Source organism: Pseudomonas sp. Irchel s3h9, from assembly GCF_900187475.1.
Taxonomy (GTDB): domain Bacteria; phylum Pseudomonadota; class Gammaproteobacteria; order Pseudomonadales; family Pseudomonadaceae; genus Aquipseudomonas; species Aquipseudomonas neuropathica.
In genome coordinates this window covers 1-20563 of sequence record NZ_FYDH01000018.1, presented here as the reverse complement: position 1 = coordinate 20563, position 20563 = coordinate 1, and the positions used below count along the sequence as shown (strand labels likewise).

Below are 20563 nucleotides of genomic sequence, written 5' to 3'. Positions count from 1 at the left end.
GATCAATCGCAGTGAACCTCATGTGGGAGCGAGCCTGCTCGCGAAAGCGTCAGTTCAGGCAACCTCAATGTCGAATGTGCCGACCTCTTCGCGAGCAGGCTCGCTCCCACAGGGATCTCTGTGTTGTGGAGATCGGCGAGCGTTCCCGCGGACCACAATAACCATAAAAATCCGAGGTACTTCCTGTGGCCGTTGATATCGAAGATAGCCGCTCTGCGCGCTTTGCCCTGCGCTGTTCAAGCTTTGCCGAACGCTGGTTTCCCGACTCCTGGGTATTCGCCGCGCTGGCCGTGATCATCGTCGCCCTGGCCACCCTGGCCATGGGCGCGAAACCCACCGATGCGGCGATGGCGTTCGGCGACGGGTTCTGGAGCCTGATCCCGTTCACCATGCAAATGGCCTTCGTGGTAATCGGCGGCTACGTAGTCGCCAGCTCGCCGCCCGCCGTGAAACTGATTGATCGCTTGGCGCGTATCCCGAAAAACGGCCGTTCTGCCGTGGCGTGGGTCGCGTTGATCTCGATGGTCGCGTCGTTGCTCAACTGGGGCCTGTCGCTGGTATTCGGCGGTTTGCTGGTCCGCGCCCTCGCCCGCCGCACCGATCTGAAAATGGATTACCGCGCCGCCGGCGCCGCTGCCTATCTGGGCCTTGGCGCGGTGTGGGCGCTGGGTTTGTCGTCGTCGGCCGCGCAGTTGCAAGCCAACCCCGCCAGCCTGCCGCCGTCGATCCTGTCGATCACCGGGGTGATTCCGTTCACCGAAACGATTTTCCTCTGGCAGTCCGGCGTGATGCTGCTGGCGCTGATCGTGATCTCGATCATCATCGCTTACGCCACCGCCCCCGGGCCGAACTCAGCGCGCGACGCCAAGGCCTGTGGCATCGACCCGGCCTTCAACCTGCCACCGCTGCAACCGCGTACCCGTCCGGGTGAATGGCTGGAACACAGCCCGCTGCTGATCATCGTGCTGGTACTGTTGGCGGCGGGATGGCTGTTCCATGAGTTTTCAACCAAACCGGCGATCACCGCGATTTCCGGGCTGAACACCTATAACTTCCTGTTCATCATGCTCGGCGCCTTGCTGCACTGGCGGCCGCGCAGTTTCCTCGATGCCGTCGCCCGCGCCGTGCCGACCACCACCGGCGTGTTGATCCAGTTCCCGCTGTACGGCTCGATCGCCGCGCTGATGACCACGGTCAAAGGCACGGACGCGCAAACCCTGGCGCACCACATCTCAACGTTCTTCGTCAGCATCGCCTCCCACGACACTTATGCACTGTTGATGGGCGTGTACTCGGCGATTCTCGGTTTCTTCATTCCATCCGGTGGCGGCAAGTGGATTATCGAGGCGCCGTACGTGATGCAGGTCGCCAATGATCTGCAGTACCACCTCGGCTGGGCAGTGCAGATCTACAACGCGGCCGAAGCGCTGCCGAACCTGATTAACCCGTTCTACATGCTGCCGCTGCTCGGCGTACTCGGGCTGAAAGCGCGAGATCTGATCGGATTCTCCTTTGTGCAATTGCTGGTGCACACGCCGCTGGTGCTGCTGTTGCTGTGGGCGTTGGGGACGACGCTGGCGTATACGCCGCCAGTGATGCCTTAACCCAAGCGGGGCGCAGTCATGATGGCCGCGCCCCACACTTTTCTCCTGAAACAGCCCTGTGTCGGGCTGCCTGTCGCAAATAATGGCTCAGAGCCATCATCCTGCTTTACCGCATCGCTCCCTCGGTAATATTCTGCGCGCCCATAAATGTTTCCATTTTTTACCAAGCGCAAAGGGAGTTCGTTGCAATGATCGTAGGGATTGACTTGGGAACCACCAACAGCCTGGTCGCCGTCTGGCGTGGCGATGCCACCGAGTTGGTGCCCAATGCCCTGGGTCAGTTCCTGACACCGAGCGTTGTCGGCCTGGATGATCAGGGCCGGATTCTGGTGGGTCAGGCGGCGCGCGAGCGTCTGCACACGCATCCGCGCCTGACCGCGTCGCTGTTCAAGCGCCACATGGGCAGCGCCACGCAAACGTATCTGGCCGACAAAGCGTTTCGCCCGGAAGAGCTGTCCGCGCTGGTGCTCAAGAGTCTGAAAGAAGACGTTGAACGCGCCTATGGCGAAACCGTCACCGAAGCCGTGATCAGCGTCCCGGCCTACTTCAGCGACGCTCAACGCAAAGCCACGCGCATCGCCGGCGAACTGGCCGGGCTGAAGGTCGAGAAGCTGATCAACGAACCAACCGCCGCTGCCCTCGCCTATGGACTGCACCAGCGCGACAAGGAAACTTCGTTCCTGGTCTTCGACCTCGGTGGCGGCACGTTCGACGTATCGATTCTGGAGCTGTTCGAAGGGGTCATGGAAGTGCGCGCCAGCGCCGGTGACAACTTCCTCGGTGGCGAAGACTTCGACACCGTGCTGCTGGAGCACTTCATCAGCCAGCACCGTTCGGCCGCCGACTTCCCTGAGCGCAGCAGCGTCATCCAGCCGCTGCGTCGCGAGGCCGAACGCGTGCGCAAGGCGCTGGGCCAGGACGACAGCGCCGAATTCCGCTTGCAGCTCGGTGAGCGGCAGTGGACGCAAACCATCACCCAGCAACAGTTGGCAACGCTGTACATGCCGCTGCTCGAACGCCTGCGTGCGCCGATTGAGCGGGCGCTGCGCGATGCGCGCATCCGCGTCAGCGATCTGGACGAAATTCTGTTGGTCGGCGGCACCACGCGCATGCCGCTGGTGCGCAAACTCGCTGCTGGGCTGTTCGGCCGCTTCCCGTCGATCACCCTCGACCCGGATCAGGTCGTGGCACAGGGCGCGGCGATTCAAGCGGCACTCAAGGCTCGCGCTGCAGCGCTGGAAGAAGTGGTGTTGACCGATGTCTGCTCCTACACGCAGGGCATCGAGACCTCCACACAGGTCGGCCGCAACTATGAGAGCGGCCACTACCTGCCGATCATCGAGCGCAACAGCATCGTCCCGGTCAGTCGGGTGAAAACCGTGTACACGCTGCACGACAATCAGGAGCAAGTGATCGTACGGATCTTTCAGGGCGAAAGCCGCCTGGTCAAAGACAACGTGGCACTCGGCGAACTGGACATCAAGGTGCCGAAACGCAAAGCCGGCGAAGTCGCTCTCGATGTGCGTTTCACCTACGACAACAACGGCCTGCTCGAAGCCCAGGTAAAGATTCCCCTGACCGGGCAACAGCATTCGCTGGTCATCGAGAACAACCCGGGCGTGCTCTCGCCCGAGGAGATCCAGCAACGCCTGCAGAACCTGGCACAGCTGAAAATTCATCCGCGCGAGCAGCAGGTCAACACGCTGTTGACTGCACGTCTGGAGCGCCTCTATCAGGAAAGTTTGGGCGATATGCGTGATCTGATGGGCGATTGGGCCAAGCAATTCCAGATCGCGCTCGACTCTCAGGATGAGCGCCAGATCCGTGAAGTGCGCACCGACTTGAGCCGACGCCTGAGCGAACTTGATCGCACTCCGTGGCAATAAGGAGCCTGGCCATGGATTGCTGGTCGGTGCTGCACCTGCACGATGAAGCCGAAGCCCGCGACATTAAACGCGCCTATGCGCGTCTACTGAAAACCTTCCGTCCCGATGAGGATGCCGAAGGTTTCCAGCGCTTGCGCGAAGCCTACGAACAAGCGCTGGCGATTGCCCGGTGGCGCCTTGAAAACGCTGAGCCTGCGGACGAAGAAGACGTCGCCGTGGCCACGGCTTCCAGCGCCTTTGCCGTACTGGCACTCGATGCTGCGCTGGCAAACAACCACAGCCACCTGCAAAACACCGCGTGGGATTTTGCCGATCTCGACTTTCCGCCCGTCAACCCGGCAGCCCCCGAGCCTTTTGCGCCGCCGGCGAAGGATAATGTTTTGCCTGTCGAGCCACTGACGGCGGCCACGGACACAGAGGCGTATGCGCTTGAAGCGCAGGCCGCACGGCAACTGCTTGAGGGGCTGTCGCCCGAAAATCTCGACGAGCGTTGGGATCAGGCGCAACAGCAAGGCTGCGCCAAGGCCTTCGAAAGGCTGTTGCTGCAACTGTGTTTTGAACAGGCACAACTGCGCAGCCCGGTGCTGAACTGGGCCGTCGAGCAACTTGGATGGTTGGGGCCGTGGCAGGACGTGTTGATGAATGATCGTCAGCATGAGGTTCTCGCCGAGAATCTGATGGCCGACTATCGAGACAACCTGCAAGCGCTGCTCGAAGGCCAGAGCGAGCGCGAATTCCTCAACGTGCTCAAACGCTACAGCGCCCAACCGTGGTTGCAGGTTTTCGATCGCCGCGAACAATGGCAGCAAACCCTGCTGCACTTGCTCAATGACAGCGAGTGGAGTGTGCCGCTGTTCGACCGCATCGGCCAACTGTTCGGCTGGGATCACAACAAAGGCCTGCACCCGCAACCGAACTGGCTTTGGGACACGTTGATCGAACGCTGCGATCAGGAAAGTTTCTACGACAATCTGCGCGCCAAGGCGGAAAGCGACCGGATGTCGGCGGCCGACGTTCAGGCGGCGCATCTGTTGATCAACCCGCTCAAGCCCCTGCAGCAAAAGAAGGTGACAGACGTCTTTGGGAGGGATGAATGGAAGGCCTGTTACGAACTCTCGAATAAACTCAAATGGCGTTTTCCCGACCTGCTCGCCCGGTTGCCCTACGCCGATGTTTTCTTCTGGCGGCGTTTCCTTCCACGTCCCATCGCCGCCGAAACCTGGGTGCGGTTATGGACCGCGATTGCCTTGGCGCTGTGCCTGTTCTATCTGCCGTCCCCACAAAAAACCGCTATGGACCTCGTCTTCATTCCAATGATATTTGCCTGCGTGCCGGTCTGGTTTTTTCGCATTGCACTGAGTTGGTGGGTGGTGCTCACGGCCCACGTGATCCTGCCGGACCTGTGGCTCACCGAGTGGCTGATTCCACGTAAATGGAACCCATACACGCGGTGGCTGGTGATACGCCACGGGGTTCCGCAGGGGGTCATGCTGCTGCTGTTTTCGCTGCTGCTCGGCCCGCAGGGGGCGCTCACTTACGTTGGTACGATCCTGATCGGGCGGGTAGATAAACGCCGTATCGGTTCGCTCGATCCAGTGCTGAGCAGCCGCCGTCCTTGGCTGACCGCGCTGCACTGGGCGCATTTCAGTCCGCTGCAATTGCTGTTTCTGGTGGTGATGATTGCGATCATGGCGGCCAGCCGACTCGGTTACTCGCTCACTCAATTCATGCCTGGCTAATCCTGCTGCACCCGCAAGACCTGTCACCCAACCGTCACATTGCCTTGCTAGCGTCCGCCCGAAACATACTGAAACAATTAAGCAAAACGGGCTGAACGATGAAAGACGACACAGACGGTACTGACGCACCCGCATCCAATCACCCCACCGACACCAGTCGCCGTCGCTTCCTCGGCGGCGTCGCGGTGCTCGGTGTCGGTGCCACGCTGGCCGGGTGTGGCAGCGCCAGCGATCAACCGGGCAAACCGGCCGAGCGCCCGCTGACGCCCGACGAGCTGGACAAAGCCCTGCGCGATCAGGTGAAAACCGTGGTGGTGATCTACGCCGAGAACCGCAGTTTCAATAACCTGTTCGGTGATTTCCCCGGTGTCGAAAAGCCGCTGACCGCGCTCAAGCCCGGCGACTATCAACAACGTGATCGCGACGGCTCGCTGCTGCAAACCCTGCCTCCGGTCTGGGGCGGTGTGCTGCAGATCGGCCCGCAAACCCTTGATGGCGTGACTTACCCCAACGCCACGCAGTTTCAGGAAAACCTGCCCAACGCACCGTTCGCCCTCAAAGGACCGAACGGCGAGGACTTGCCGTTCGGTCTGGTGACCCGCGACTTGTGGCACGTGTTCTATCAGAACCAAATGCAGATCAATGGCGGCAAGAACGATGGCTTCGTCGCCTGGGCCGACTCCGGTGGCTTGACCATGGGCCACTACGCCCAGAGCCGCTATTCCCTGCGCCTGTGGGATGTCGCTCAGGAATTCGTGCTGTGCGACAACTTCTTCCAGGGCGCTTTCGGAGGCTCGTTCCTCAACCACCAATACCTGATCAGCGCCACCGCGCCGTTCTATCCTGACGCGGCCAATTCAGTGGCCAAATCGCAGATCGCCGCGCTGCAAAGCGATGATCCGAGCGACCCGCGCCTCAAGCCGCTTGAGCAATCGCCGGCCAGCGCCATGAGTGGCCCGCCGCAGTTCGGCCCGAGCGCACTGACCCCGGACGGCTTCGGCGTCAACACCCTCGCCCCGCCCTACTGGCCGACGTGGATTCGCGACCCTGAGCGCCCGGCGTATTCCAAAGCGGATCTGCCCAACGTGATGGTGCCGCAGACCCACGAACACATCGGCGACAAGCTATCGAAAAAGCACATTGACTGGGCATGGTATGCCGGCGCGTGGCAGGCGACGCTGGATCAGTACAAGGATTCCGGCGGCATTCCGAAAATCCCCAACTTCCAGTATCACCATCAGCCGTTCAACTACTTCAAGCAACAAGGCCCGGAGAACCCCGACGAGCGCAATAAACGCCTGCGCGACGCTGGCCTGGGCGATGAGTCGAGCAGCAACAAATTCTTCGCCGATGCCGAAGCGGGCAAGTTGCCGGCGGTGAGCTTCTACAAACCCCAGGGCAACCTGAACATGCACGCCGGTTATGCCGACGTGGCGTCCGGGGATCGGCACATCGTGCGTGCGCTGAAGGTGCTGCGTGAAAGTCCACAGTGGCAAAACATGGTGGTGATCGTCACGGTCGACGAGAACGGCGGCTGGTGGGATCACGTCGCGCCGCCCAAGGGCGACCGTTGGGGGCCGGGCTCACGAGTACCGGCGTTGGTAGTGTCGCCGTTTGCACGCAGGGGCACGGTGGATCATACGGTCTACGACACGGCATCGATCCTGCGGTTGATCACCCGTGTCTTCCAGTTAGAAACGCTCAACGGTCTCAAACAACGCGACGAAGCGATGATTGCCCGGGGTCAGCAACCCATGGGCGATTTGACCAACGCCCTGCATTTTCCGGCCTGAAAACCAGCCCTGCGAGTTTGCGCAAAAATCTGCCAATGACGGCTTCTCTGTCAAACGCGGCTGATCCACTATGAGGCGCCCCCGACACGCGGGGAACCCACGCTGAAAAGGATCTGAGCATGTTCAAACTCGCAGGACTCACACTTGCCGCGCTGACGCTGAGTGCGGCCGCCCACGCCGATGTCGATCTGAAACTGGGCAGCACCGAACGCGTTACCCGCCTGTTCGCTTACCCCAACAATTGCAGCGTAATCTGCTTCCGCAACTGGACGCTGGAACAGACCGTCGCCCATTACCTGAGCCAGAGCGTGCAACGCGATGGTTATGCCGATGCCAAGGTGTTGGTAAAAACCGATAACGGCCAGCTCTACGCCGAAATCACCGGCGTGCCAAAGGATTACGACAAACCGCTGTCGGCGCTGCTGGACGCGGGCGATCTGGCCTACACCGGCGCCAGCAAGCTCAATGCCGATGGCAAATGGGCCTACAGCTGGTATCTGTTCCTGCCGCTGGGCATGGCTTTGGAAAACCGTAAAAGTGTCGAGTTGCTGCACTTCCCGCCGGATTACTCGCTGACCCAAGCGCAAGATTATTTGCGTTCGAACACCACCGATCGTTGGGCGACTCTGCTGACTGACAATGGCATTCCTGCCGAGCAGACGCCGGCCTATCAAACCATCATCGATATCGCCCCGATCGCTGCGCCGTCCAATGCTGGCAGTGATCTGGAAGGCGTGTATGACTACTTCAAGGACTACCAGACCACCTTGGTCAAACAGTTCAGCCAGACCGCCAGCGGCACGACGCTGCCGATGGTCGCGTTCGGCGCGCCGGTGCGTAACTGGATCAAGCAGCAATACGGGCCAACCCTGAATGTCTTGGGCCTGGCGACGATCAGCCCGAGCGAAGGCGTGAAAGTGCCGGTGCTGGGTTCCAACCACCCGAGTTATATCTGGTACGCCGCTGACCCGAAAAGCTACACCGGCGACGACGCACAGGCCAAGGCTGATGCTGCAGGTCTGAAAGTCATGGGCCAGGATTTGAGCGCGGCCTGCTGGCAGGCGGGCATGGGCAGTAAACCAGGCAGCGATGCACAGGCCACGCTCAACAGTTGCACACAGACGTGGCAGGTGACGCAGAAGGTCAAAACCTGCGAGTTGTTCTACACCTCGATCCGCAACCTGACCCCGGAACAGGCCGTCGCCAAGTGCGCGACCACCCCGATCAAGGCCCAACTGAAGCAATTGCAGGCACCGCTGCCTGCCACCGCCGTTCCCGCCCCGCATCTGTAATCGCTTGAAGCGCTCCCGTGTCAGCCAATGCTGACGCGGGAAAGCGTCTAACTCTCCTGTCAGATCTGACAGTAGACCAGCTATACCTAATACGACACGATTGGATCCAAACAGAAGTGCTGCAGCACTGACAGGACGTCAACCCCAGGAAGTCGCAAAACCTTTGCGGCAAGGACTGTTATGAATATCCACGCCATGGCGCAATCGGCGCCACGCGATACTGAAGGTATTTACCCCTTCGCCGGTTTGCCGGTGCGACTGGGGTTTCCCGCCAGTGCCGATTTCGAAATCATCCACGATGCGCACGCCAGCCCTATGGGGGTCGCGGCGCGGCGTGAGTTTCTGCAAAGCCATCGGATGTGCCGGGTGTCAGGGCAACTACTGCCCTATCGCTGCCGACAGACCCGACAGATGCTGACGGGCATCCACATTTACGATCCGCGCTTTTGCGGTTTGATCGAACACGCCTGCGACCGCAACGTGTTTCTCGACATGAGCGAGCTGTGGTTGTGGGCGTTGAAAGATATCCACAGGGGGGAGCGGCTGACCATGGACTACGCCGCCACCGAAGACAAACTGCTGCATCAGTTTGCCTGCGGCTGCGGAGCCAAACGCTGTCGAGGGTGGATCACCGGTTACGACGAACCGCCCAGCATCGAGGGCCAGCACTTTTTACAGCGCTGGCGGCACTCGGGTTTGCGCTGAAAGACCGTTTACAACGCGCCAACCGGACGCAAACGGTATTGCGGCGGCAATTGCTCGAAACCACTGATGGTGGTGTTCAGGCTTTTCCAGCGACCGTCCTTGATGCCGTAGATGCAACCGTGGATCGACAGGCTCTGCCCGCGATGCCAGGCGTTCTGGATGATGCTGGTGTGGGCGACGTTAGCCACTTGCTGGATCACGTTGAGTTCGCACATGCGATCAACCTGCTCTTCTTCGGTCGGTAACTTGGCCAGTTCTTCACGTTTTTCGTAGTACAGATCGCGGATCGAACGCAGCCAGCCGTCGATCAGACCGAACTGACGATCCTGCATCGAGGCGCGTACACCGCCGCAGCCGTAGTGGCCGGTGACGAGAATGTGTTTAACCTTGAGCACATCGACCGCGTACTGGATCACCGACAGGCAATTGAGGTCGGTGTGCAGCACCACGTTGGCAACGTTGCGGTGCACGAACAGATCACCCGGCAGCATGCCGACGATCTCGTTGGCCGGTACACGTGCGTCGGAACAGCCGATCCACAGATATTCCGGCGTTTGCTGGCGCGCCAACTTGGCGAAGAAATCCGGGTCTTCCTTGGTGATCGCGTCAGCCCAACGCTCGTTGTTATCAATCAGGTCTTGTAAGTCATGCATGCTGTAAGGCCTCAAGAAAGATGCGCTGGTATGACAGACGACCACCCGTCGGGGTCACGCCGTCACCGCAAGTGATTTCATTGGAATTCTCGTGTGCCCGGTGAGTCCACCTAAGTAAGGCCCACAGTATGAGGAATTGCCATGACTGATTCACGACGCCCTTACGATGCGGTGCAACCGGAGCCCATCGATGATAACGAAGACCGCATGGGTTCGGTGCATGAGCTGGATTTCGATGAAGACGAACCCAGTGCGAAAATCGGTGATGAGATTCCCGAGCGTGAACGCGAGCAGTTGATGCCGCGTGAACGGGTGCGCGAGGCGGGTATGACCGGGGCTTCAGTCAGTGATCATGAACCCACCGACGATGACCTCAGTCCAGAAACGCTGATTCATGAAGATGGCGCGCGGGATGCCGAAGAGGCCGGGGAAGGCAATCAGGCCGATTGGGATCTGAGCATCGTCGATGAAGATGACATTGGCGGTGGCAATGGGCTGGATGAGGCGGAGCTGGCGCGGCGCGATCCGCTGGATGGCAACCGTTGATCACTTGAGCTGAAACTCGGTCCCTGTAGGAGCTGCCGAAGGCTGCGATCTTTTGATCTTGTTCCGTAACATCAAAAATAAAATCAAAAGATCGCAGCCTTCGGCAGCTCCTACAGGTAATCAGTCAACCAGGGTGCAGGCCATGACCACGGCATCTTCACGCCCACCCACCGCCGGATAATAATCCCGACGCCGGCCAATCTCATTGAAGCCATAACGTTCATACAACTTGAACGCGCCCGTATTGCTGTCACGCACTTCCAGAAAACATTCTCGCGCAGAAGCCGCATACGCCCGCGACATCAGATGCTCAAGCAACGTCAGCCCCAGCCCACGCCCCTGATTTTCCGGTTTGACGGTAATGTTGAGCAGGTGCGCCTCATCGAGAATGATCTGCACCACCCCGTGGCCAACCTGTTGCTCACCTTCGAACATCAGCCATATCTGGTATTTACCCAGGCCGTCGAGAAAAATCCCCCGGGTCCACGGGTGGCTGTACGCGGCGTACTCGATTTTCAGCACGGTTTCCAGATCCGCCTCGGTCATCGGGCGGAACGATACAGCGTCACTCATTCGATTCTTTCCAGCGCGCCATCAGCCGACGCATGGCTTGCCACACAGCGGCCTTGCGCTGTGGCTCTTCCATTAACAATTCCAGACCGGGAATGGCCCAGGCCGAGCCCAGACCTTCGATCTGCAACTCACGATTGAACGCTTCGGCATCCGCTTCACCGGCAAAACGCACCGCCGGAAGGCCGATCAGCCAAAGACAGGCGCAGGGTGCGGCTTCCATTTGCACGGAAAGGAAACCCTGAACGAAATCACGCGCCGCCTCCGGGCCTTGATCCATGGTGCCGCGATTGAGCCACGGCCAGCGCACCGGCTCACCGACGATTTGCGGCGCATCCGGCAGACCGGCGGCGCGCAGCATGTCTTTCAGCAGCAAATAGGCGGGATCACGGCTCTGGAACGGTTCGCCTGTGGGTAACTCGACCAGCAGCAGGCATCGCCCGGCGCGCAGTAATTGCAGGGCGAAACGCGGTGGTGGCACCGGTGCCGGTTTGGCGACGACTGGCGTGTCGTCGGCCTCTTCTACCGGTTTGGCACCGGTGCGGGTACTCGCCAACGACGGCCGCGGTACTTCGATTTTCGGCCGTTCGACCGGACGAGCGGCAGCCGTTTGCTCCGGCGCATCGGCTTGCGGCGCGGACACAACCGGCGCTTCTACCTCCGGCTCGGGCATGTCTAGCAGCTCGGGCCGCGACGGTGCGGCGAAGGGCAATTCGGTGCGCGGCAGCCAGTTGACCACCTGCATGGCGTTCAAATAGGCGCGGCGGCGGGACTCGATTAGCAAGGGTCGGCCACTTGTGGATAACTGAAGTGCGCTGATTCTACCGCCCTTCGTTCAAGATCGCCCGTTGTAGATCGATACTCTTTCACGAGGCGCTTTACCCACGCTCTTTATACAAAGAATGCGACAGCCCGTCCCGAGAGTGAATCGCATCCTTCGTGATGCAGTACAATCGCCGCTTTTCATTGCCAACCAGCCGGGCATTCCGATGATCGAACCCAAGCGCGTCTTGCGCGCCCTCGCTGAACACTGGGCACTGCTTGAGCCACTGTGTGAGCACTTCGACCAAGGCACATTGAGCCTCAACGAACTGCGCTCGCAACTGGCCGCCCAACAACTGGACAGCACGCCGCAGGACATCACCAGCCTGCTCGACGTGTGGATTCGCCTCGATATCCTGATTCCGGTGGCGAAAAGCCCGAACCGTTTCGAGCTGAACGCACAGATCCACGATTTCCTCGCTTATCTGCGTCGCGAGCACCGACTGGGCCTGTGCCTGGAAATCGAAGCCTATTTGCGTCACCTCGAACGTCTGGCCGGGTATATCCAGGACGCATTCGAAGTCCGCGATGGCCACGACCTCGCCCGCCAGTTGCGCCTGCTCGACATGCGCGTGCGCGACGTACTGAAGAAGCTCGACAACGACGAACAGGCGCTGGTCGCCGTCGCAGAACGCGCGAAGACCAGCGACCGGCAGATTCCATTGCGTCAGCGTTACGCCGAAGTGTTGGCAACGTGGGACGAATACGTCGAGCCGATGATCGATCTGGTAAACGCCGACGGCGCCTTCGAACAAGGCGTGCGCAAGGTCGAAACTGTATTGCTGAAGATGCTCAGCGAACAGCAACGCCTCGGCCATCTGGTCGACGACGACATGCTGCTGCGCACCCACGCACGCATCCTCGAGATGCAGACCAGCGCCCAACTGACGTTGCGTCACGCCCGCGAACTGCTGCTGCCGCTGCGTGAAGAAGCGCGCCGGCACAACGCCGTTACCCGTGGCGCCGCGTTGGCCCTGGCGGCCATTCGGCGTAAAGGCATCGACGCCGTGCCGCAAGCCGCGATGCCGCTGTTCACCCGCCCGCAAAGCACCTTCCTCGGCAGCGCCAGTCAGGTCGAAGCCTACGTCTATGCGTTGGCGCGTTTCGAGCCAAAACCGGCGCGTTTCCCCAAGGCGCACAAGACCCAGAAGGGCGAAGCCCCACGCGCGCCCCGCACCGTGCGCGAGATGGTCGACCGCTGCGAAGAAGCCTTGCCGATGCCGGATCTGATGACCTGGCTGCTCGAGCAGGAACCGGACGGCGCCACCGACGAATTGCTCTACTGGTTCTCGCGCCTGTCGCGGGAAAAGCGCTTCAAGCGTGAGCGTCTGGAACGCCGCGAATACCACACTCACGAGCACCAGGTCAGCCTGCGCTCCTTCGCCCTGCTCTCGGCCAGCGACAGCGCCGCCGAGAATTCTGCGAGCATCCCCAATGCATCTTGATCTTTCCGAACTGTCGCAACTCGCGCCGATCTTCCGCGAGCTGTTCAAGGGTTACCACGTCAGCCGCCGCGATCCGGAGCTGTACGCGCAATTGTCGAACTTCCAGGATCAATACCGCACGCTGTTCAAGGCGCTGGGTTTTGAACTGGTTTGCGATACCCGAGGTTTCTACTACTTTGTGCCGGACATGGCCGCTGCGGCGGTAAACAAGACTGCGCAGCGTCTGGCGCTATTCACCTTTATCCTCGTCGAGCATCTGGCCGATCAGGGCCGCGACCCGATCGCCGTGCTCGATGGCGGCAGCCTCGGCCGTGAAGAACTGCCATCGCTGCTGGAGAAGTACCGCGACCTGTTCATTCAGGCCGAAGTGCAGACCGTTGAAGAGCTCGAAGAAAAGATCATGCGCCGCATGACTCAACTCGGCTTTGCCAGCGAAGAAAACGGCGTGTACCGCTTCCTGCCGCCGATGCACCGCTTCCTCGACGTGTGCCTGTCGGTGCAGCAGGACCGCGATCTGGCGGCCAGCGTGCACAGCGTTCTGCCGTTGCCGGCGCCAGTGCTGATTGATGAAGCGGCGGAAGCCAAATTCCTCGAAACCGACGACCCGCTCGATCTCTCCGAATTTGAGGAAGAGAGCGAAGAAGATGCATTGGCCCGCGCCATTGCCGAAGAACAGGAGTCCGACGCATGAGCCAGGAACGCTACGGCATCCGCCGCTTTGCCCTTTTGAACACCGCCGGTTACAGCCTCGGCCTGTTCCCGCTGGAAGAACCGCTGTCGGTTTACGGCGCGAACAACCTCGGTAAATCGGCGTCGATCAACGCCTTGCAGTTCCCGATTCTGGCGCGCATGTCGGACATGAGTTTCGGCAAATACAGCCTGGAACAATCGCGGCGCTTCTACTTCGCTTCCGACACCAGCTACATCCTTGTCGAAGTGAACCTGCCCCACGGCCCGCACGTGATCGGCGTGGTCGGTCGCGGCCCGGGCGGTGGTTTCGGTCACCAGTTCTTTGCCTATGCCGGCAAACTCGATCTGGCGCATTACCAGAAGAACGACACCTGCCTGCGCCAGAAAGAGCTGTTCAGCAACCTTGAGAAAGAAGGCCTGAAAGCCTACGAACTCAAGCCGGACGAACTGCGTCGTTTGCTGGTTGGCGGTCACACGTCGATCCCGCTCGACCTGACGCTGATCCCGCTGCGCTCCACCAGCGAGCAGAGCCTGAAGACCTTCCGTGCGCTGTTTATCAACCTGCTGCACATGCGCGAAATCACCGCAGCCAAGCTCAAGCAGTTGTTCCTCGATGCCTTCGAACACAGCCTGCGTTCCGGTAGCGTCGATTACATCGCCGCGTGTGAAGAAGCCTTCCGCGATGTGCGGCGCATGGAACAGGACTACAACTCGCTGGTCGCGGCCGGCCCGCTGGTTGAGGCCTTGGCCAACGGCGTGAAACAGCGCGACATACTGCGCGGCAAACTGCATCGCCTGTCGCCGCTGCTCGACTCGTTGCTCGGCACCTGGTCGGACTACGCCAGTGCGCGCAAAGAAGAGCTGACCATCCAGGCCGATCACTATCGTGGCGAGCAGGACAGTCTGCAAAACGATCAGCGCGGCGGCACTCAGGAACTGATGCGTCTGGAGCGGGAGATTTCCGGCATCCAGCGCTGGCTCGGCGAATTGTCGGTACTGAAGAATCGCTTCGCCCTGGTCGATGACGTCAAAGTGCTCGAGCAACAATTGCTCGCGGCCAAGGATGCGCACGACGAACTGGCCGGTGCCTTGGCGCAATCCCGTCAGTTCAGCGCTGAAGATCTGGAAGAGCGCGTGCGCGATCTGGAAAAACGCCTGAAGTCGGTGAAACAGCAACTCGATCACGCCGACAACAACAGCTACGCCCGCCTGCGCGAAGAGTTCTCGCAGCAGGACGTCGAGCGTTTGATGCGCTTGTTCAACAGCGCGCTGTTCAGTCTGCCGCTGGGCGAACACGGCATTACCCTCGACGACGATGGCGAGTGGGTCAAATCCGTTGAGCTGATTCTCGATGGCTTCAAAGGCGAGCGTTTTGAAGTGCCTGGCCTGTCGATCGACATCTCGCACATCGAGCCGCCGGCGCTGCAAGCCTTGGCTGACCGTGCCGCGCTGCGCGATCAGAAAGAGCGTCTGGAAAAAGAGCTCAAGCAACTCAAGACTCAACAGGCTGTAGCCGCCGACCGCGCTGCAAGCAAAACCCAGACCGAAGCGCTGTACCAGCAAGTGCTGGACGCACAGAAGGCGCTGGAAGATTTCCGCCGCACCCAGACTCTGAGTGCCGAGGAAGGCGACAAGCTCGAGCAACTGGCGCAGATGGAAGGCGCCCAGGACGAACTCAAGCGTTCCAGCGATGCGTTCACCGAGCGCGTCCAGCAACTGTCGGCCAAGCTGCAACTGGTCGGCCGGCAGATCGCTGATATGGAAGCCAAGCAACGCACCCTCGACGATGCGCTGCGCCGTCGTCAGTTGTTGCCAGCCGATCTGCCGTTCGGTACGCCGTTCATGGATCCGGTCGACGATTCGATGGACAACCTGTTGCCGCTGCTCAACGACTATCAGGACAGCTGGCAAGGCTTGCTTCGCGCCGATGGTCAGATCGAAGCGCTGTACGCGCAAGTGCGTCTAAAAGGCGTGGCCAAGTTCGACAGCGAAGACGACATGGAGCGCCGTCTGTCGTTGCTGATCAACGCTTACGCGCACCGTACCGATGAGGCGCTGACCCTGGGCAAGGCCCGTCGCGCGGCGGTCACCGACATCGCCCGGACCCTGCGCAACATTCGCAGCGACTACGACAGCCTCGAGCATCAACTGGCGCTGTTCAACCGCGAGATCAACAAGCGTCAGGTCTCCAACCTGCAGAGCTTCCGCATCGTCCTCGCGCCGAACAAGGAAGCGCTCAAGCACATCGACCAGATCATCCACAGCGCCGGTCAGTACGAAGAAGGCGAAACCCTGTCGGTGTTCGATCTCAGCCAGAGCGCCGAGCAGGACAACAAGAACGAAGAAGCCAAGGAATACCTGGCGCGGCTGGTGGCGGCAAACCACAACCAACTCGGCCTCAAGGACTTGTTCGAACTGGCCTTCGAGATCACCAAGGTCAACGGCCAGCCAGTAATCCACACAGACATCGATGGCGCGGCGTCCAACGGCACGACCATGACCATCAAAGCGCTGACCAACATGTATTTGTTGCTGCACTTGATGGACCGCGATCAGGCCGGTCGCGTACGTCTGCCGTATTACCTCGATGAGGCGGCGGACATCGACGAGAAGAACCAGGCCGCACTGCTGGAAACCAGTCTGCAACTGGGTTTCGTGCCGATTCTGGCGAGTGTGAAGCCGCAGGTCTGCGCCAGTGTCGCGATCGACCTGGAAGGCGGCAGCGGCCCGGCGGGCATTTACATCGATGAGGCGGACTGGAAGTACATCCGTCGCCATGATGTGGTCAAGGCAACGCTGAATGTTGAAGCGGATGAACCGGAGCTGGATGCGGTTTGATCGGCATTAACTGAAGGCAATAAAAAGGGCCGCGATCTGTTTGGATCGCGGCCCTTTTTTATGGCTTGGGGTTTGTGCTGATTTTGCGTGCCCTATCGCGAGTAGGCTCACTCCTACAGTTGGAATGCGTTCCCCTGTAGGCCGTGAGCCTGCTCGCGATGGCGCCACTTCAGACACCATAGAATCACTTACCGAGGGAAATCTTCGGCGCCCACGTCAGCCACTCATCCTCAAACTTGTCGAACAACGGGAACGTCTGCTCAGCCCGCGCCGGGTTACCCATGCGCTCGCCATCCGGCGTTGCGAAGGCAATCCCACCCTGAATCGCCGTCTCCAGCGACTCGGTGCGCACCGTCAGCCCATTGAACAAACCGATATCAAACCCGACACCACTGGTGTTCCAGAACCGGCTCCCGCTGCGCACCAACGGTGCGTATTTCGGCTCGATCAGAATGTGCACCAACACTCGATCAGCGGTCTGACCCAGTTCATAACCGGTGACTTTGCCCACGGTAATTTCACGGTAAGTCACTGGCACACCCGGTTTCAGCGAACCACGACGGGCCGCGCTCAAGACCAGACTCAGACCCGCCTCTTGCTTGGTAACTTCCGGCGCATTGGCCAGGGCCACGAAGTTCTTCTGCGGCCCCAGATTCTTCGCTGCCGGTTGCACTTCTATGTATTTTCCGGTCACCAGGGTTTCCAGATTTTCTGTCTTGATCAGGCCCAGCTCAGGTTTGACCACCCAGAATTGGCTGCCGACCCGGGCGATCTTCTCCGGCACTTCGGTAATCCGCGCCGTGAGGATCACCGATTGCAGATCATCGGTCAGATCGACACTTTCGATCTTGCCGACATCCAGTCCCTTGAAGCGCACCGGGGTGCCACTGCGCAGACCATCAGCGCGATCGACTTTGATCGTCACCACCGCGCCTTTCTGATTCGCCTCATCATGGTTGGCGAACAGGCGGAAACGTGGAATACGCTTCTGCAACGGCGCCTTGGCCTGCGGTGTTTCAAAAGCGATGCCACCGGCCATCAGGGTCTGCAGCGATTCGCTCTTCACTTGAATGCCGCCGGTCAGTCCGCCGGTCAGCGTGATGCCGCTGACATTCCAGAAGCGCGTCGACGCATTGACCAGGTTTTCGTATTCCTTTTCGATGTGAACACCGATGACCAGTTGCTTGCGGGTCTTGGAGAACTGGTAGCTCTGCACCGAACCGACCTTGACCTGCTTGTACAAAATCGGACTGCCAACATCGATGGAGCCAAGGACATCGGTGAACAACACCAGGTGCAGCCCCGGCGAACGCAGATCCAGCGGCGGCGCCTTCGGCCGAGCCTCGAACTCGCGTTTCGGCGCAGCGCCCTTGTCACCCGGGCGCACGGCGATGTAGTTACCTTTCACCAGCGCTTCCAGCCCGGTGATACCGGCCAGAGAAATCGACGGTTTGACCACCCAGAACTGGGTGCCGTCGACCAGATAGTCTTCGGCCAACGGATCAAGAGTCAGCTCGGCAGTGGCGCTGTTCAGATCGGGGTCGACCTTCAATGCTTTCAGGTTGCCGACCTGAATGCCTTTGTACATCACCGGCGTGCGGCCAGCCTGCAGGCCTTCGAAGTCGCTGAGTTTGACCTTCACCCGGATCCCGGCCGCAGCAGCATCGAAATCTTCGTAGAGACGGAACGGCAGGCTTGGATCGGTCGGCGGGCTGTCCTTGCGGTTCTCCGGCGTAGCGAAGGCGATGCCGCCGGCGACGATGCTGGCCAGCGATTCGCTGCGCACTTTCACCCCGGACAGGTTGGCGTCGATGCTGATGCCGCTGGCGTTCCAGAAACGCGTGTGTTTGCGCACCAGTTTGGCGTAGGTCGGCTCAATGAAGACTTTCAGCTCAACGGTGCTTTGATCTTCCGAAAGCACGTAGCTTTTGATCTGGCCAACCTTGATCTGTTTGTAGAACACCGGGCTGCCACGATTCAGCGAACCGAGACGATCCGCCTTGATGGTCAGATGCAGGCCGGGTTTGGCATCCGACAGCGGCGGCTCTTCGGCAAGCGCCTTGAACTTGCGCGTCGGTTCCCCTTCGCCGGGGCTGATGGCCACGTAGTTACCCGAGACCAGGGTTTCCAGACCGGTGATGCCGGCCAGCGTCACGCTCGGTTTGACCAGCCAGAAACGCGTGCTGGTCTTGAGGTATTGCTCGACGTCTTTGTTCATCTCGACGGTGGCGATCACGCCTTTGGAGTTGCCTTCGTCGTCGAGCTTGAGCGCCTTGACCTTACCGACCGGCATGCCTTTGTACATGACCTCGGTCTTGTTGGCCTGAATACCTTCGCCACTCTCGAAGCGGATCTGAATTTCGATCCCGGTCTCGGAATAGGCACGCCAGCCAAGCCAGCCGCCGATGATCAACGCGATCAGAGGCAGTACCCAAATGGCAGACCAGTTCGAGGCCGGTCGGGTTTTCGCTACGGGCAAATCAGTCATGGTCGTCGTCCGACTCCGTGTTATCCCAAATCAGTCGGGGATCGAAAGTTACTGCGGCGAGCATCGTCAGAATCACCACACTGGCGAAGGCGATGGCGCCAAGATTGGCTTCGACACTGGCAAGCCGGCCGAAGTTGACGACCGCCACGAGAATGGCGATCACAAAAATATCGAGCATCGACCAGCGGCCAATAAACTCGATAAAACGGTACATCCAGATGCGCTGACGGGCGGACAACGGCTGACGTCGTTGCACCGAAAACAGCAGCAGCGCGATGCCCACCAGTTTGAAGGTCGGCACCAGAATACTGGCGATAAACACCACCGCAGCAATCGGAATCATGCCGTGCTGCACCAACTGGATCACGCCGGACATGATAGTGCTCGGATCACCCTGCCCCAAAGAACTGACAGTCATGATCGGCAAGACATTGGCCGGTATATAGATGATCGCTGCCGTGATCAGCAGTGCCCAGGTGCGGGTGAGGCTGTTTGGCCTGCGAGCGTGGACCAATGCACCACAGCGGGTGCAGGTTTGCTCGTCGGTGTCCGCTTCCTGCCTGTTCAACTCATGACATTCGGTACAGACCAGAATGCCCGCATCAATCGCCCGCATGAGCATCTTCCCCTGATAGCGCCTGCCAGATCTGATGCGGTGACATCACCACCTCCAGCCATACCTGCACTAATAACAAGCTAATGAAACACGCTAGGCCGAGACCGACGGTGATGGCCGCCATGTCCGCCAGTTTGACGATCGCCACCAGTACGCCCATGAGGTAGACCTCGAGCATTCCCCAGTCTTTGAGGTGGTGATAAATACGGTAAAGCAACAAACCGTAACTGCGACCGACATCGAAGCGGATCGTTAGCAAGACGAATAACTGGCACAGCAACTTCAACAGCGGAATGGCCATGCTGCACAGGAATACGACGATCGAAACACCCTGCATGTCCGTGTTGAACAAGCCGAGCACGCCGCTCCAGACCGTATCCTGCGAAGACTGTCCGAGGATATTGAGTTGCATGATGGGTAAAAAGTTTGCCGGGATGTACAGCAGCAATGCTGCAATCACCAAGGCAAGGCTGCGCTGCACCACGTTATGGCGGTGGGCATACAACTCGTAACCGCAGCGTGGGCAGAGGGCTTTTTCGCCATGGGCAAGTTGTGGCTTGCGCATCAGCAGGTCGCACTCGTGACAGGCCACCAAGTCTTCCAGCGGTAAATCTGACAGCCCGGGGGCGTCAACCGACTCTGACATAAAGGCTCTGGCTCCGAATAAGGTGGGGCTATTCTAGTGTTCTGATTCGAAAATAACTGTGCAAATTTGTTCGTTGTCGCGAGTAAAAAACTTTCCCGCGGGCAAAACAAAACCCCAACTGCTTTCGCAATTGGGGTTTCGGAATTTAATCTTGACGATGACCTACTCTCACATGGGGAAACCCCACACTACCATCGGCGATGCATCGTTTCACTGCTGAGTTCGGGATG

At 59.8% G+C, this 20563-nt stretch carries 16 protein-coding genes; 10 read left to right on the top strand and 6 right to left on the bottom strand.

The annotated features are described in order from the left end of the window. Window positions 1–185: 185 nt before the first annotated feature. The 6 genes from CKW26_RS25305 to CKW26_RS25280 all read left to right on the top strand — a co-directional run bounded on the left by CKW26_RS25305 (window position 186) and on the right by CKW26_RS25280 (window position 9019). Window positions 186–1604 (top strand): short-chain fatty acid transporter, encoded by a 1419-nt coding sequence (locus tag CKW26_RS25305; protein WP_007912940.1) that lies wholly within the window; start codon window positions 186–188, stop codon window positions 1602–1604. Window positions 1605–1792: 188 nt separating this feature from the next. Next, window positions 1793–3490 (top strand): molecular chaperone HscC, encoded by a 1698-nt coding sequence (locus tag CKW26_RS25300; protein ID WP_095050591.1) that lies wholly within the window; start codon window positions 1793–1795, stop codon window positions 3488–3490. 11 nt (window positions 3491–3501) lie between these two features. Then, entirely contained in the window at window positions 3502–5229 is a 1728-nt protein-coding gene (locus CKW26_RS25295) for a J domain-containing protein (RefSeq protein WP_095050590.1), read from the top strand. Between the two features lie 98 nt (window positions 5230–5327). Beyond that, window positions 5328–7022 carry an acid phosphatase gene (gene acpA, locus CKW26_RS25290; RefSeq protein ID WP_095050589.1) on the top strand — a complete coding sequence of 565 codons (1695 nt, stop codon included), beginning with the start codon at window positions 5328–5330 and terminating at the stop codon, window positions 7020–7022. A gap of 119 nt (window positions 7023–7141) precedes the next feature. After that, complete coding sequence (locus CKW26_RS25285; RefSeq protein WP_095050588.1) at window positions 7142–8314, top strand: hypothetical protein; 1173 nt, start codon at window positions 7142–7144, stop codon at window positions 8312–8314. A gap of 180 nt (window positions 8315–8494) precedes the next feature. Then, entirely contained in the window at window positions 8495–9019 is a 525-nt protein-coding gene (locus CKW26_RS25280) for a lysine methyltransferase (RefSeq protein WP_095050587.1), read from the top strand. A gap of 8 nt (window positions 9020–9027) precedes the next feature. Here CKW26_RS25280 and can read toward each other — a convergent pair whose 3' ends face one another. Then, on the bottom strand, window positions 9028–9672 hold the full coding sequence (gene can, locus CKW26_RS25275; RefSeq protein ID WP_007912954.1) for a carbonate dehydratase: 645 nt from the start codon (window positions 9670–9672) through the stop codon (window positions 9028–9030). A gap of 141 nt (window positions 9673–9813) precedes the next feature. On the opposite strand from can, the gene CKW26_RS25270 reads away from it, so the two are divergent. Continuing rightward, the gene (locus CKW26_RS25270) at window positions 9814–10218 is read left to right on the top strand and encodes a hypothetical protein (RefSeq protein ID WP_016983591.1); all 405 of its coding nucleotides are present in this window, start codon (window positions 9814–9816) and stop codon (window positions 10216–10218) included. Window positions 10219–10338: 120 nt separating this feature from the next. Here CKW26_RS25270 and rimI read toward each other — a convergent pair whose 3' ends face one another. Next, on the bottom strand, window positions 10339–10791 hold the full coding sequence (rimI, locus tag CKW26_RS25265) for a ribosomal protein S18-alanine N-acetyltransferase (RefSeq protein ID WP_007912963.1): 453 nt from the start codon (window positions 10789–10791) through the stop codon (window positions 10339–10341). Next, window positions 10784–11533, bottom strand: coding sequence for an energy transducer TonB (locus tag CKW26_RS25260; protein WP_093441537.1), 750 nt, complete (start codon window positions 11531–11533; stop codon window positions 10784–10786). The genes rimI and CKW26_RS25260 overlap by 8 nt, the downstream gene beginning before the upstream one ends. Window positions 11534–11777: 244 nt before the next feature. Between CKW26_RS25260 and mksB the strand changes: the two genes are divergently transcribed. The 3 genes from mksB to mksF are packed head-to-tail and all read left to right on the top strand — an operon-like array spanning window position 11778 to window position 16583. Beyond that, entirely contained in the window at window positions 11778–13055 is a 1278-nt protein-coding gene (gene mksB / locus CKW26_RS25255) for an Mks condensin complex protein MksB (protein ID WP_007912967.1), read from the top strand. Then, the gene (mksE, locus tag CKW26_RS25250; RefSeq protein WP_007912968.1) at window positions 13045–13746 is read left to right on the top strand and encodes an Mks condensin complex protein MksE; all 702 of its coding nucleotides are present in this window, start codon (window positions 13045–13047) and stop codon (window positions 13744–13746) included. The genes mksB and mksE overlap by 11 nt, the downstream gene beginning before the upstream one ends. Further along, window positions 13743–16583 (top strand): Mks condensin complex protein MksF, encoded by a 2841-nt coding sequence (gene mksF / locus CKW26_RS25245; RefSeq protein WP_095050586.1) that lies wholly within the window; start codon window positions 13743–13745, stop codon window positions 16581–16583. The genes mksE and mksF overlap by 4 nt, the downstream gene beginning before the upstream one ends. Window positions 16584–16767: 184 nt before the next feature. Here the strand turns inward: mksF and CKW26_RS25240 are convergent, their stop codons facing one another. The 3 genes from CKW26_RS25240 to CKW26_RS25230 are packed head-to-tail and all read right to left on the bottom strand — an operon-like array spanning window position 16768 to window position 20333. After that, window positions 16768–19071, bottom strand: a complete 2304-nt coding sequence (locus tag CKW26_RS25240) for a PqiB family protein (protein WP_095050585.1) — start codon at window positions 19069–19071, stop codon at window positions 16768–16770. Continuing rightward, window positions 19064–19687 carry a paraquat-inducible protein A gene (locus tag CKW26_RS25235; RefSeq protein WP_095050584.1) on the bottom strand — a complete coding sequence of 208 codons (624 nt, stop codon included), beginning with the start codon at window positions 19685–19687 and terminating at the stop codon, window positions 19064–19066. The genes CKW26_RS25240 and CKW26_RS25235 overlap by 8 nt, the downstream gene beginning before the upstream one ends. Continuing rightward, complete coding sequence (locus CKW26_RS25230; RefSeq protein WP_095050583.1) at window positions 19674–20333, bottom strand: paraquat-inducible protein A; 660 nt, start codon at window positions 20331–20333, stop codon at window positions 19674–19676. The genes CKW26_RS25235 and CKW26_RS25230 overlap by 14 nt, the downstream gene beginning before the upstream one ends. Window positions 20334–20563 lie beyond the last annotated feature (230 nt).